The organism is Chitinophaga cymbidii (assembly GCF_007992715.1).
Classification (GTDB): Bacteria; Bacteroidota; Bacteroidia; order Chitinophagales; family Chitinophagaceae; genus Chitinophaga; species Chitinophaga cymbidii.
In genome coordinates this window covers 944,256-957,235 of record NZ_BKAU01000005.1, presented here as the reverse complement: position 1 = coordinate 957,235, position 12,980 = coordinate 944,256, and the positions used below count along the sequence as shown (strand labels likewise).

Sequence of the window (12,980 nt, the reverse complement as noted above, 5' to 3'; positions counted from 1 at the left end):
TATTAATGTACAAATGTAGCCAAAAAATGAATGGAGGGCACTGATATTCGTCAGGTTTCCCCCCTTCCGGAACCAATTTTTACCATTACCTTTGCGGCGAAATAAGCAAAGTAATGATCTATCATGGCTGATCTATCGAAATTTGATCCCAACTCGCCGGGGTTATTGTCCAATAATATCTTTGGGCTTCCCTTCAGCGAGGAAGAGGCGCGCCTGGTGCTCGTGCCGGTGCCCTGGGAAGTGACGGTATCGTATACGCATGGTACAGCCCGCGGTCCCGAACATATTTTTAAAGCCTCCCTGCAGGTGGACCTCTATGATGCCGATGTGAAAGATGGCTGGAAACAGGGGTTCTACATGCGCGAAAGCGACCGCCAGTTGCTGTTGCGCAGTGATTATCTCCGCAAGGAGGCCGAGCTTTACCTGAAATTCCTCTCCGAAGGAGGCGATGTCAGCGACAACGAATTTCTCCGCCGCTCCCTCGAAGATGTGAACAAAGGCACCGAGAAGATGAACGAATGGGTGTATGCGCAAACCAGCGCCTTGTTGCAACAGGGCAAGCTGGTGGGCCTCGTGGGCGGGGACCACAGCACGCCGCTCGGCTATTTCAAGGCCATCGGCGAGCATAAGGGCGATTATGGTATTTTGCAGATAGATGCCCATTGCGACCTGCGCAACAGTTATGAAGGTTTCAAATATTCCCACGCCTCCATCATGTACAATGCCCTGAACGAAGTGCCGCAGCTGACAAAGCTGGTACAGGTGGGCGTTCGTGACTACTGTGAGGAAGAGCTGGAATATATCCGCAACAGCAACGGCCGCGTGGAAACGTTCTTCGACCAGCAGATCAAAGAAAGACAGTTTGAAGGAGAAACATGGAAAAGCATCTGCGACGATATTATTGAAAAGCTGCCGGAACAGGTATATATCAGTTTTGATATCGATGGGCTGGACCCGAAGCTTTGTCCGCATACCGGCACGCCCGTTGCGGGCGGGCTGGAAGGGCCGCAGGTCTTCTATCTCTTCCGCCGCGTGCTGGAAAGCGGCCGCAGGCTGATAGGGTTCGACCTGAACGAAGTGAGCGCCGGCCATGATGAGTGGGACGCGAATGTGGGCGCCCGCATGCTTTTCAAATTATGTAACCTGATGGTGAAATCGTAAAATGTACAAATTCCGCATACTACACCCGAATGCCATGACGCGCCTTCGCCTGCAACCTGTGATGCACGGCATGGCCGGATTACTGTTCCTGTTCAATGTCATCGGCGCTTACAAGCTGGAAAACCCGAACTGGCCCATCGTTGTCCTCTTTGTGATCATGGGCCTCGCCAGCATCGCCTTCCCGTTCATGATGCGCAGGATACGCAAGTTCGGAGAAGCCAATTCCATTCTGCGCATGCTGCAGGCGTTCACGCTGATGAGCGGCTGCCTTTACTTCTTATCCCATTTACAGCCTATCGTAGGCACCACACTGTTCCTCGCGGGGCTTGGCCTGGCCTACATCGGCTATGCGGAGTACCGCATCCTGCAACCCGCTTTTGTAAGAATAGACGAAAACGGCATCACCCTGCCCACGCTCTTCTCCACCCGTCACGTAAGATGGAATGAAATGAATAACGTAGTTTTGCGGAACGACCTGCTCACGCTGGACTTCAGGAACAACAAGCTCCTCCAGCTCGAAGTGCTGGATGACATATCTCCCTCGCAGGCCGCGGACATGAACAGTTTTTTTTCACAACACACCAGCTAAATGAACGTTTCACCATATTTAATGTATTCAGACGGGAAAGGGAATATTTTCGAGGATACTTCCCTCTACGTGACCGGCCGCAGCGGCTGGGACGCCGTGCCCATCCCGGATGACGAGTGGATTGAGCTGCCGGATGGCGGCCAGCTGTATGAGCTGCCCGGCAGGCGCGGCATCGGCATTGATGTGGAGACCGGCGAAATGCGTCTTTGCGAAAAAGGATGGGCCGTAGCCGCTTTCATCCCGCCCGCGCATACCGGCTTTTACATCGCCGCGTATGAAACCGCGCCGGATGCGCCCACCCTCCCGCTTTTCTGTTATACGGCGGCAGGCTGGCATGACGATAAATTTTATGTACCGGCACAGCGCATCGAGCAGGACATCCGGCAGGAATGCGCCGGCTTCGACGACAAAAAAGTAAAAGGCGGCGTGAAAGACATGCTCTCCGCCTACCCGCACAACCGCCTGGTAAAGCACCTCGCGGAAAACTGCGCGCTTACCTATCATTGTCCCGCCGCAAGGAATTATTTCATGGGAAGATGGGAATGCCCCATTCCTTCCTCACCGGCCTGCAACGCCAACTGCATCGGCTGCATCTCTTTCCAGCCGGAAGAAGAGAACATCGTGTCCAACCAGGACCGCCTGACCTTCAAGCCAACGGCCGCCGAGATCGTGGAGTTCACCGTTCCGCACCTGGAAACCGCGCCCTACCCCATCGTAAGCTATGGCCAGGGCTGCGAAGGCGAGCCGCTGCTGATGTGGGAAACCATCCGCGAATCCATCATCGAAATACGCAAACACACCCCCAAAGGCAGCATCAATATCAACACCAACGGCAGCAAGCCCAACGCCGTACGCGAGCTTTGCAAAGCGGGGCTGAACAGCATCCGCGTAAGCCTCAACTCCGTTCGGGAGCACATCTACAATCCTTATTACCGTCCCAATAACTACCAGTTCAGCGATCTCGCCGAAAGCATCAAAATTGTGCGTGAACACGGCGGATGGGCATCCATCAACTATTTTGTATTTCCCGGCATGACGGACAGCGTGGACGAATACGAAGCGCTGCGCACGTTCATCCGCGAAACCGGCCTCAGCATGATCCAGTGGCGCAACTTCAATATCGATCCGGACTGGTACCTTGGCAAGATCGGCGTAACGGACACCGGCGAATGCCTGGGCATGAAACAAATGCTGGAACTGATCCGTGAAGAATTCCCCGATCTGAAATACGGTTATTTCAACCCGCCGATGGAACGGATCAATGGTAATTACGAGCTGGATTTCGCGCATTTCTGATATCTCTAAAAGAAATGTTATCATTCCGGGCGCCACTATGGCCCTGACAAAAAAACATTATCTTTGGTTACAAGATGGCAGATCAAACACAAGGAAAGAATTTCAAGGCGCTCGGCGTTACCGTCGGCGTACATGCGTTGCTGTTAGTGGCGTTGCTGATGATCGGTTTTTCCGCTCCGCCGCCGTTGCCGGATCAGGACCTTGGCATGGAAGTAAATCTTGGTACTTCCAACGACGGCATGGGCGATGAACAACCCATGAACCCGAACCCGCCCGCGGCCAGCCAGCCTGTGCCCGCTCCCGCGCCTCCTACTCCATCCCGCGCGGAAGAAACCGGTAATACCCGGGAACTGGCTACCCAGAATGAAGAAGATGCGCCTGAAGTGAAACAGCCGGTAAAACCCGCCGCCAAACCGAAAGAGATCGCCAAAACAATAGAGAGCAAAACAGAAAAATCCACCACCAAACCGAAAACGGAAGCGCCTCCCGCGCCGCCCGCCCCGAGAAAACCGAAAGCTGTTTTCACCGGCGGCAGCTCCAGCAGCGCTAACAGCGGCAATAATGCAAACGGCTCCAACAATTCAGCAGGAGAAGGCAATACCGGCAGGCCCGGCGACCGTGGCGTACTGGGTGGCGATCCTAACGCCACCGGCTACACCGGTACACCGGGTAGCGGCAGAGGTGCGTCGGATTTCCGCTTACGCGGCCGCAGCCTTGTGAATCGTCCGGATGCTTCGTGGGACGGTAACGAAACCGGTTACGTGGCCATCATCATTAAAGTAGACCGTCAGGGCAATGTGACGAGCGCAACCTATACACCTAACGGGTCCACGATGAGCAACCGGCAGGCCATCCGTATTGCACAGGAGGCCGCGAAGCGGATCAAATACAATGCCAGCACGGAGGCGCCTGAAGAACAGTTCGGCACCATCCGTTTCTACTTCAAACCGCAATAAGGAGAATAATACGCGGTTTTTCCCGTTAATATAACTAACCGTTGCCGATTCTATGTTTCAACGCTCAAAGAAGTGCTTACTGTTGATAACGGGATTGTTCGCTGCCACCGCCGCGCAGTCGCAGATATTTCCGGGATATCATACCAGCCAGTATGCAGGTATTCATGCCGTGCCGTTCAATCCGGCCAGCGCAGCGGGTAGCCGTTACCGTTGGGATGTGAATATCGTTGGCGCCGATGTAAAAGCCGGCAACACGTATTATACATTTGATAAATCGGCTTTACTCTCTAAAGATTCCCTTCGCCAGTTCATTGATTATTTCCCTGACACCAGCGCTTCCCGGAAGCAATATGCCTGGGGAAGCGTGGACCTGATGCTGCCTTCCGCATTATATGCGATCGATGAACGGCAGTCCATCGCCTTCACCTGGCGGCTGCGCGGAGCGGCCAACGGCGGCGGCGTGGAAACATCCACCGCGAATTTCTTTGCTATCAACTACCCTGATCCGAAATATTATGACCGCACCATCGCGGAAACATACGCCGGCGCATACGGCCATTCCTGGAACGAGTTTGGCTTCAGCTATGCCCGGACGATCAAAGACTACGGCGATCACCGCTGGAAAGCTGGCATCACCCTGAAATACCTGTCAGGCCAGGCTGCGGGCTACGGCGTGGGGCGCGACGGCTCTTTTATGTTCAAGAACAGGAACCAGGTAGACATCAATAGCGGCAAAGTAGCTTTCGCCTGGAACGAAGAACTGTCCACCATCGAGAATAACGACTGGCAATCCGTTTACAGTCCGTTCCAGAACCCCGGCATTGGCGCGGACATTGGCATCATCTACGAATGGCGCCCCGATTCCGACGGCTTCGGGTCGTACGAGGACGGCACCGGTACCTGGAATCCCGACGCGGACACCTGGAAAGCCCGCTTCGGCATTTCAGTCGTGGACATCGGCGGCATCAGCTATACGAAAGCCGGTGACAGCAGGGATATGGACATGACGGCGGAGAACTTCAATGCCATGCTGCTGAACAGGATGCGCGGGGAAAGCCTCCAGCAATACGCGCAACGCATAGGCACCTACTTCAGCTCCGAAGAAACGGAAGATAAATTTTACATGAACCTCCCCACTTCCATCAACCTGATGGGAGATTATAACCTGAACGACCGCTTTTTCATCAGCGCCAGCGCCACCATCGGCCTGTTAAGCGGCACAACGGACGACAACAAGAACCATGCGCTCACGCAGCTGCTCATTACGCCGCGGTACGAAACGCGCCACATCGGGGCATATTTGCCTTTCTCCGTTAACCGCTACGGACAAGCGGATGCGGGGCTCGGACTACGCCTCGGGCCGCTGGTGATCGGCTCTGCCTCGCTTTTTTCGAACCTTGCAAGAGGCCGCGTGAATCATGCGGACGCTTTCGTAGCTTTGCGCGTAATTCCCATCCGCTTTTCCAAATGGAGCTGGGATAAGGGCGGCGACGGCATCTTCCGCAAACGGAAAAACAACCTTGGCTGCCCTCCATTGTAAGCGCAAGGCACATGAACTATCAGCAAACCATCGAATACCTGTACAACCGCCTGCCCATGTTCAGCAAGGTGGGCGGGTCCGCATTGCGGCACGACCTGCACAATACCCGCGCATTGTGTGACATCCTCGGGCATCCTGAAAACCGGTATGCCACCGTGCACATTGCGGGCACTAACGGCAAAGGCTCTACGAGCCATATGCTGAGCGCCATCCTGCAGCAGGCGGGTTACAAGGTTGGCTTGTACACCTCTCCGCACCTGCGCGATTTTCGGGAGCGCATCCGTGTAAATGGCGCGCTGATGGAGGAAGATGCGGTGATCTCGTTCGTAGAGCGGATGCAGCCGCATATCGCCGCCATCGACCCGTCTTTTTTTGAAGTGACGGTAGCCATGGCCTTCGAATACTTTGCCGCGCAAAAGGTGGATATCGCCGTTATAGAAACCGGTATGGGCGGGCGGTTGGACAGTACCAACATCATCACGCCCCTCCTTTCCCTGATCACCAATATCAGCTTCGACCATATGCAGTTCCTCGGCGATACCCTGCCCCTGATCGCCGCGGAGAAAGCGGGGATCATCAAACCGGGGATACCAGTGATCATCAGCGAAACGCAGGCCGAAACAAAACCGGTGTTCGAAGCAACGGCGGCGCGGCTTCATTCACCTATTTACTTTGCAGACCAGCGCTTCCGCGTTACCGGCGATACGCCCGGCCCGGAGAGCCTGCAACTGACGATAAACGGAATGCTTTCTCTCACGCTCGACCTTCCCGGGCATTATCAAAAGAAAAATATTCCCGGCGTGCTGCAAGCCGTGGAAATATTGCGGCAGCAAGGCTGGCAGATCAGCGAAGCGCATGTTGCCGGCGCATTGTCGCAGGTAAAACGGCTGACCGGCATGGGCGGGCGATGGGAAGTGATCGGTCAGCATCCGTACACGGTGCTCGACGTGGCGCATAACGAAGCCGGCATCCGCATGGTGCTGGAACAACTGGCATTGGTATCTTATCAAAAGCTGCACATCGTCACCGGCTTTGTGAAGGACAAAGACGTGCCCGCAGCACTGGCGCTGCTTCCCCCTGACGCCGTGTATTACTTTACAAAAGCCCCCATCCCCCGCGCGATGGACGAGCAGCAGTTACTGGATCTCGGCCGGCAGGCGGGCTTGCAGGGAGATGCCTATCCTGCCGTGCCGGAAGCGTACGCGGCCGCGAAGGCCAATGCTTCGGCGGATGATATGATCCTTGTCTGCGGGAGTTTTTTTATTGTGGGGGAAGTGCCCCGCGACGATGCGTGAAAGGTTATTCCATGACGCGCTTCAGGAAGGCTTCCTTCCGCCGGGTAGCCACTTCGATCTCCGTTCCATCCGCCATCACCACATACCCGCCTTTGCCCTTATTATATTTCCTCACATAAGCAAGGTTGACCAGGTGGGCATGATGCAGGCGGAAGAAGCCGTACCGTTCCAGCAACTCTTCGAACGTTTTCATCGTACGGGAAACAATAATCTTTTGAGCATCGCTTAAATAAAGAATGGTGTAGTTACCGCTGGCCTCGCAGCGGACAATATCGGCGGTATCAACAAACTCCATCCCCTGTTGCGTAGGGAGGCATATTCTTTTGGCGGACACACCAGCCTGCAGGTTAAAGAACAGGGCCTCATATTGTCTGGCTGCCGTCGCCTGCGCCAGGTGATGAATGGTCTTATCCACGCTCTGAACCAGCTCATCCGCTCCCACAGGCTTCAGCAGGTAGTCGATGGCGCTGAAGCGGAAAGCAGTGATCGCATATTGTTCGAATGCCGTGGTAAAGATCACCCGTATGTTTGCAAGGTCGATGTTTTGCAGCAAGTCAAAACCGGTCCCGCCATTGAGCTGTACATCCAGGAAAAGCAGACCGGGATTGTGCCGGCGGATGCTTTGAAGCCCCTCATCCATATCCGTGCAGGCATCCAGCAGCCTGACCTTTTCCGCGCAGTGCGTTTTGAGCAGATTTTGCAGCCGTTCAATACAGTGCATTTCATCGTCTATGATTATGGCGTCTATCATTGTTAGAATTTATGATGAACCGGTAAGCGGATCGTTACGCTAAGCCCTTCCGGCAGGTCTGTAAAAACGACTTCGCTGCCTGATCTGTCAGCATGCTGCAGCATGCTGATCCTCGCGCGGGTGATCTGCGTACCCAACGACCTGTGATCGCTATGGGTTTTAGTACGACCGTGGCCGTTATCTTCCACGATGCAGACCAGCTCCTTTTCCTGCCGGCTGATGCGGATCTGTATCCTGCCGCCCTCCCTGTTGCCGGAAAAGCCATGCCAGATACTGTTCTCCACAAAAGGTTGCAGCAGCAACGGAGGGATCAGCGTATTGGATGCATCCACCGTTTCATCAACCTCGATCACATAATCGAAACGCTCTCTCAGCCGCATTCTCTCCAATTGCATATACAGCTCCAGCACCTCCAGATCCTCCGATAAAGTTATTTCTTTATACTCGGAGTTTTCGAGGATCATGCGGATGAGCCGGGAAAAACGCACGAGAAAATCATCTGCCAGCGCTGGTTTGTTGTTGCTGATGAAGCTGCTGATCGCGTTCAGGGAATTGAAGATGAAATGCGGGTTCATTTGCGCGCGAAGCGCCTTCATTTCCGTATCGGCCATCCGGGTGTGCAGCTCGGCATCCTTCCTTTTTTTGTAGAGCAGATAGCCGGTAGCCGATGCGGCCGACAGGAGTAGGATGCCCGCCAGTACCGCGACCTCCATGGTTTTGCGCTGCCGGTCCCGCGCCTGCGCCAGCGCTATATCCTTATCATGCGCTGCCTTCAGCAACGCTTCTTTCTTTTCATACTCGAACTGTATTTGCTGCCGGGTGATCTCTTTTGTCTTCGCGGAATTATAAATGCTATCCCTTAGCTGGATGTGCTGCTTGTAGGCTTCCAGCGCCAGTGCGTTTTTCCCGGCTTTTGCGAATGCGCGGGATTTAACTTCCCAGGCAAGGCTCTGGTACTGCAGCGAACCTGCTTCCGTGGCAAGTTGCAGGGCTTTTTCAAGATACACTTCCGGTTGATCGCCGGCCTCGGCCAGCTTGATCATCGTAAAAGAAGTATTCTCCTTGTCATTGGTCTGCTCATACAATTGAAGCCCTTTCCGGAGATATTGGCGTGCGGTCGGAAGGTCTTTTGTTTCCTGGTATACCACCGCCATGTTCACGAGATCGCTGGCGATGCGGCGTTTGTTGCCGATGGTTTCATTCAGCGTCAGTGCTCTTTTGTAATAGCGGAGCGCGGCCTCCGGGTCGCCGGTTGCGCTGTACAGCGTACCCAGGTTTCCACAAGCGTTGGCTTCTCCCTGCTTCTGTCCCGCGCGGACGTAGATGTCCAGCGCCTGCTGCGCATATTGCTGCGCTTTCGTGTATTCCCGCATGTTCTTGTATACCAGTCCTATATTCAGCAGCGTATTGGCGAATGCCACGCTATCCTCCTGCCAGTACCGGGCGCCATCCAGGAAATGCCGCAGCGCTTTCGGGTAGTCGGACAATGAAAGGTATACAACGCCCATATTGGTATGCGAATGGGCGATGCCAGCGGAATGATGCAGTGCTGTAAAAAGATGCAGCGCTGTTTCATGGTATTCCAGCGCTTTTGGGAAATTGGAAAGATTATAATAATTCAGGGCAAGATTATTCAGGGCTTTGGCCGCGCCCAGCCGGTTACCGGACTGATTATGAATCCGCAAAGCCTGCTCGCCGGCTTCCATGGCCAGTGAATCTTCCCCTTTTGCCCAATGGTTGGTGCCCTTGTTGTTATACGCCGCCGCCAGTAACCGCGGATGATCCAGCTCACGGGCCAATGCAATGGCCTCGGTTGCGATAGCCACTCCTTTAGCGGGATCGACGGTATAGTAGGCAAAGGAGAGCTCATTGAGAAGATGCAGGCGGATGGTGTCGCGGGCGGAATGCCCGGCCAGCAGATGGTTCAGTGAATCGATCACCGGCTGCTGTGCAAAAGTCTTTCCCGCGAGGAGCAAAACAAGCGATAGCGCAATTTTCCTGATCATGCATTACGGTTTAGGGACATATATACAATGAAGCGGCGCACTTGTCATCCGGTTCCCCGCAGTTAATCATTCGCCGCCGGCGGTTGGTAAGCATGGCTTGAGGGCTTGAAAATAAGCTCTTTCTTTGAGATTAATACCGCTAAAACCCAATACGTATGATATTTTTCCTGTTTCTCCTGATCGCAGCGGTGGCAGTTGTGATCGTTTCCTATAACGCTTTGCAAAAGCTCGGCCAGGATGTGCGTGAACGAGCATCAAACACGCAGGTGGCCATCAGCAAAAAACTTTCGCTTATCAACCAGTTGATAGATGTGGTGAAGAATTACCAGGAGAGCGAACAACTGGTGCAGCTTAAAGTGTCGCAGGACGCCACCGCTTCCTCGCTGGCAAGCAGCTATCAGCAAACCGGTGCCGTGATGGCTGCGGTGCAGGGGATTGCGGACCGCTTTCCCAATCTGAAGGCCAGCGAACAGTATCACCGCCTGGTAGACAGCATCCAGCAATGCGAGCAGAATATCCAGGACTGCCGCGAAAAATACAATCATGCCGTAAAAGCTTACAATACCCGCCGGTCAAAGATCCCCACCGTTTTCTTTGCAAAAACGATGGGATTCCCAGAAGCGCCTTATATGCAATTCGATCTCTCCGGTATGAACGAAGCCGGCTCCCTGCAGGAGTTTAAAACAGACGACGGTGAAAGGCTGCAACAGCTTTTTTCCGGCGCGGGTAATAAAATAGCGGGACTGGCAGCGCAGGCGGGCAAAGCGGGAGCCGACCTTGTAGGCAAAATGCGGGAACTGCCCGAAAAAGACAAAACAAAAAGTTGAATATGTACAGGATTTGTTGCTTCATGCTGGCCGTTCTGCTGGTGGCCGGTTGCTCAAAGAAAAAAGGGGACGATCCGGCCTCAGCCGATGGCTACTACCTGCGTTTCAAGGCGGACGGCGTGCAAAGGGAATACAAACAAACGACCACCGCGCATATTTACTATGATGCGGACAACCTGACCTATCACTGCAACCTGGCCGCCACACTGACCTTTGCCGGCACTACAAAAGACCTGATGACGCTGTTTCTCGTCAATAAAACTGCTTTTACCACCGGCGTCACTTACCGGCTCTCCAACGGTATTGACATGGAGGAAACCGGCGCGGTAATGCCACAGGTGATGATATCCCTGCTGGACCCGCAGGGAAAGCCCTACACGGCCCAGTTCCTGCCGGTAACGGGCCTTCAGTTCGATGACAAGGCGGAAGTACGGTTTTCCGAGATAACAGATAAATATGTTAAGGGTACCTTCTCCGGGCTGGCTTTTGGCGTTCTGCCGGAAAGAAAGGAGATGAAGATCGAAGAAGGCAGCTTTTATCTCTCGATATTCTGACCGGGTGGTAGCAGACTGCGCCGGCATGGGGCTGTTATTGCCCCGTGCTCAACTGCCGGTATCGCTGCAGCGCATAAAATATACAGCTCACATGCAAACTCTGCACAAACCTGTTTTCCTTTAACATACGTTCCACTTCCTCCACATCCGTCAGCAACAGCTCGATCTCCTCATTCTCGTCCAGCTGCTGCTCCTGTACTTTTTTCCCGCCAACGGCGAGGAACATATGCGTAAGGTTGGTGCTGGTGGAAGGATTATGGGAAACAGCGCCCAGGCTGTACACCTTGTCGAAAACATGGCCCGTTTCTTCCAGCAATTCCCTTCTCATGGCAAATTCGGGATCGGTGTCTGTTTTATCCATTACGCCGCCGGGTATCTCTATCAGCGTTCTGCCGATGGCATGACGGTATTGCTTCACCAGTATCACTTTACCTTCTTCCGTAACCGCTACAGCATTTACCCAGTCCGGGTATTCCAGCACGAAGTACGGGTCAACGATCGTTCCATTGGGGGTTTCACATTTGTCACGGCGCAAGGTGAGCCAGGGCTCCACTCTGTAGATGTATTCCGATTCCAGCAGTTTCCAGTCCATATATTTGATGAGTTATTTACTTCCATCCTTCTCTTTCCTTCAGGCGTTCGATATGTGCATGATGATGCAGGCCGTGCCAGGCGTAGTTGGCAAGATGTTTTGAAAGGGTGTATGATGCATGGTTTTCGGGATGAAAAAAGGTGAGGTCCCAGTCGCGGGCTTCCATATGCTCGTAAATGGCCACCCAGCGGGTATGCAGCGCATGCAGCAGGGTGATGGATACGTTGACGGGCGTATGCTGCACGTCGGCCAGCTCGGCCCAGGAGGCTTCCTGGTAGGGTTTGATAGTGGGATTATCTTCCGTGAGGGCCAGCTTGAGGCGGATGAACCCGTTCATATGGGAGTCCGCCAGGTGGTGCACGACCTGTGCTACCGTCCATCCGCCCGGCCGGTAAGGTGTTTGCAGCTGATGGGCATCCAGGTTCTGTATCGCCAGTTCTACCAGCGAAGGCAGGTACCGGATGTCGTTGATGAAACGTTTGCGCATGTCCGCGGTGATCACGGCAGGCGCTTCAAAGCGGCCGATGGGGTAGCGTAGATCTTCCATATCCGTATTGTTGAGTAAGCTATTCCTCGCGCAGGTCCTTGCCGGTCAGCTGGATGAACACATCTTCCAGGTTGGCGGGCTTCACTTCCTTCTTTCTTTCAAATCCGCCCGCTACCAGCTGATCGATCAGCGCATCCGGAGAATCCAGCGCTATCACGCGGCCACTGTCCACTATAGCGCAACGGTCGCACAGGAATTCCGCTTCGTCCATATAATGCGTGGTGATCACAACGGTGGTGCCCTGCTCTTTCACTTGCTGGATCAACGTCCACAGGTTGCGGCGGGCTTGCGGGTCCAGCCCCGTTGTGGGCTCGTCCAGGAAAATGATCCTGGGTTTGTTGATCAGCGTGGTGGCAATGGAAAAGCGCTGCTTCTGGCCGCCCGAGAGGGATTTGTACTTCGCGGTGGCCTTGTCTTCCAGGTTGAATTCCTTCAGCAGCGCGCGCGCATCCACCGGCTGGTTGTACAATCCGCCGAACAGCTCCACCAGTTCCAGGAGGTTCAGGCCGGGATAGTAGCCGGAGGATTGCAGCTGCACCCCGATGATCTTTTTGATCGCACCAGGATTTTCATCCAGGTTGATGCCGTCTACGATCACCGTGCCGGAAGTCTTTTCCCGCAATGTTTCTATGATCTCCAGCGTGGTGGATTTCCCCGCGCCGTTCGGCCCGAGCAGGCCGAACACCTCGTTCTCATACACGTCAAAGCTGATCCCCTTTACCGCCGTGAAGTCACCGTACTGCTTCACCAGGTCTTTCACCTCAATGATCTTGCGTTTTTCCATGCCGCCAATTTACGGCAAAAATCTTTGCGGAAGACGGGAAAATGGGGCCGGTATCCAAACAAGAGAGGCTGCACAACCTTCG

General features: G+C 54.2%; 13 protein-coding genes. 8 read left to right on the top strand and 5 right to left on the bottom strand.

The annotated features are described in order from the left end of the window. Positions 1 to 123: 123 nt before the first annotated feature. The 6 genes from CCY01nite_RS22495 to CCY01nite_RS22470 all read left to right on the top strand — a co-directional run bounded on the left by CCY01nite_RS22495 (position 124) and on the right by CCY01nite_RS22470 (position 6,837). Entirely contained in the window at positions 124 to 1,161 is a 1,038-nt protein-coding gene (locus CCY01nite_RS22495; RefSeq protein ID WP_146866469.1) for an agmatinase family protein, read from the top strand. A 1-nt stretch (position 1,162) separates the two neighbouring features. After that, positions 1,163 to 1,750, top strand: coding sequence for a hypothetical protein (locus CCY01nite_RS22490; protein ID WP_146866467.1), 588 nt, complete (start codon positions 1,163 to 1,165; stop codon positions 1,748 to 1,750). Next, positions 1,751 to 3,046, top strand: coding sequence for a radical SAM family protein (locus CCY01nite_RS22485; protein ID WP_146866465.1), 1,296 nt, complete (start codon positions 1,751 to 1,753; stop codon positions 3,044 to 3,046). Positions 3,047 to 3,120: 74 nt separating this feature from the next. After that, a complete protein-coding gene (locus CCY01nite_RS22480; RefSeq protein WP_146866463.1) occupies positions 3,121 to 4,002 on the top strand; it encodes an energy transducer TonB in 882 nt (293 codons plus the stop codon). A gap of 52 nt (positions 4,003 to 4,054) precedes the next feature. After that, positions 4,055 to 5,542: a DUF5723 family protein gene (locus CCY01nite_RS22475; protein WP_146866461.1), complete on the top strand. Its 1,488-nt coding sequence runs from the start codon at positions 4,055 to 4,057 to the stop codon at positions 5,540 to 5,542. 11 nt (positions 5,543 to 5,553) lie between these two features. Beyond that, positions 5,554 to 6,837, top strand: coding sequence for a bifunctional folylpolyglutamate synthase/dihydrofolate synthase (locus CCY01nite_RS22470; protein WP_146866459.1), 1,284 nt, complete (start codon positions 5,554 to 5,556; stop codon positions 6,835 to 6,837). Positions 6,838 to 6,841: 4 nt separating this feature from the next. Here CCY01nite_RS22470 and CCY01nite_RS22465 read toward each other — a convergent pair whose 3' ends face one another. Next, positions 6,842 to 7,588, bottom strand: coding sequence for a LytR/AlgR family response regulator transcription factor (locus CCY01nite_RS22465; protein WP_146866456.1), 747 nt, complete (start codon positions 7,586 to 7,588; stop codon positions 6,842 to 6,844). A gap of 2 nt (positions 7,589 to 7,590) precedes the next feature. Beyond that, positions 7,591 to 9,594, bottom strand: coding sequence for a tetratricopeptide repeat-containing sensor histidine kinase (locus CCY01nite_RS22460; protein WP_146866454.1), 2,004 nt, complete (start codon positions 9,592 to 9,594; stop codon positions 7,591 to 7,593). A 155-nt stretch (positions 9,595 to 9,749) separates the two neighbouring features. Here CCY01nite_RS22460 and CCY01nite_RS22455 point away from each other — a divergent pair, with 155 nt between their 5' ends. Together CCY01nite_RS22455 and CCY01nite_RS22450 are read left to right on the top strand one after the other, a co-directional pair. Next, positions 9,750 to 10,421, top strand: coding sequence for a LemA family protein (locus tag CCY01nite_RS22455; RefSeq protein WP_146866452.1), 672 nt, complete (start codon positions 9,750 to 9,752; stop codon positions 10,419 to 10,421). A 2-nt stretch (positions 10,422 to 10,423) separates the two neighbouring features. After that, complete coding sequence (locus tag CCY01nite_RS22450) at positions 10,424 to 10,975, top strand: hypothetical protein (protein ID WP_146866450.1); 552 nt, start codon at positions 10,424 to 10,426, stop codon at positions 10,973 to 10,975. A 34-nt stretch (positions 10,976 to 11,009) separates the two neighbouring features. Here CCY01nite_RS22450 and CCY01nite_RS22445 read toward each other — a convergent pair whose 3' ends face one another. From CCY01nite_RS22445 to CCY01nite_RS22435, 3 genes are read right to left on the bottom strand one after another with little or no spacing between them, the layout of a single operon-like run. Next, positions 11,010 to 11,567, bottom strand: a complete 558-nt coding sequence (locus CCY01nite_RS22445) for an NUDIX hydrolase (protein WP_186831206.1) — start codon at positions 11,565 to 11,567, stop codon at positions 11,010 to 11,012. Positions 11,568 to 11,583: 16 nt separating this feature from the next. Further along, positions 11,584 to 12,114, bottom strand: a complete 531-nt coding sequence (locus CCY01nite_RS22440) for a YfiT family bacillithiol transferase (protein WP_146866446.1) — start codon at positions 12,112 to 12,114, stop codon at positions 11,584 to 11,586. 19 nt (positions 12,115 to 12,133) lie between these two features. Beyond that, complete coding sequence (locus tag CCY01nite_RS22435; RefSeq protein WP_146866444.1) at positions 12,134 to 12,898, bottom strand: ABC transporter ATP-binding protein; 765 nt, start codon at positions 12,896 to 12,898, stop codon at positions 12,134 to 12,136. Positions 12,899 to 12,980: the final 82 nt, after the last annotated feature.

What these genes read in the sequence shown, in the direction of transcription:
- CCY01nite_RS22485 (WP_146866465.1), top strand. Translation starts at nt 1,751, where the DNA reads ATGAACGTTTCACCATATTTAATGTATTCAGACGGGAAAGGGAATATT.
- CCY01nite_RS22470 (WP_146866459.1), top strand. Translation starts at nt 5,554, where the DNA reads ATGAACTATCAGCAAACCATCGAATACCTGTACAACCGCCTGCCCATG.
- CCY01nite_RS22465 (WP_146866456.1), bottom strand. Translation starts at nt 7,588, where the DNA reads ATGATAGACGCCATAATCATAGACGATGAAATGCACTGTATTGAACGG.
- CCY01nite_RS22450 (WP_146866450.1), top strand. Translation starts at nt 10,424, where the DNA reads ATGTACAGGATTTGTTGCTTCATGCTGGCCGTTCTGCTGGTGGCCGGT.
- CCY01nite_RS22440 (WP_146866446.1), bottom strand. Translation starts at nt 12,114, where the DNA reads ATGGAAGATCTACGCTACCCCATCGGCCGCTTTGAAGCGCCTGCCGTG.
- CCY01nite_RS22495 (WP_146866469.1), top strand. Translation starts at nt 124, where the DNA reads ATGGCTGATCTATCGAAATTTGATCCCAACTCGCCGGGGTTATTGTCC.
- CCY01nite_RS22455 (WP_146866452.1), top strand. Translation starts at nt 9,750, where the DNA reads ATGATATTTTTCCTGTTTCTCCTGATCGCAGCGGTGGCAGTTGTGATC.
- CCY01nite_RS22435 (WP_146866444.1), bottom strand. Translation starts at nt 12,898, where the DNA reads ATGGAAAAACGCAAGATCATTGAGGTGAAAGACCTGGTGAAGCAGTAC.
- CCY01nite_RS22490 (WP_146866467.1), top strand. Translation starts at nt 1,163, where the DNA reads ATGTACAAATTCCGCATACTACACCCGAATGCCATGACGCGCCTTCGC.
- CCY01nite_RS22445 (WP_186831206.1), bottom strand. Translation starts at nt 11,567, where the DNA reads ATGGACTGGAAACTGCTGGAATCGGAATACATCTACAGAGTGGAGCCC.
- CCY01nite_RS22475 (WP_146866461.1), top strand. Translation starts at nt 4,055, where the DNA reads ATGTTTCAACGCTCAAAGAAGTGCTTACTGTTGATAACGGGATTGTTC.
- CCY01nite_RS22480 (WP_146866463.1), top strand. Translation starts at nt 3,121, where the DNA reads ATGGCAGATCAAACACAAGGAAAGAATTTCAAGGCGCTCGGCGTTACC.
- CCY01nite_RS22460 (WP_146866454.1), bottom strand. Translation starts at nt 9,594, where the DNA reads ATGATCAGGAAAATTGCGCTATCGCTTGTTTTGCTCCTCGCGGGAAAG.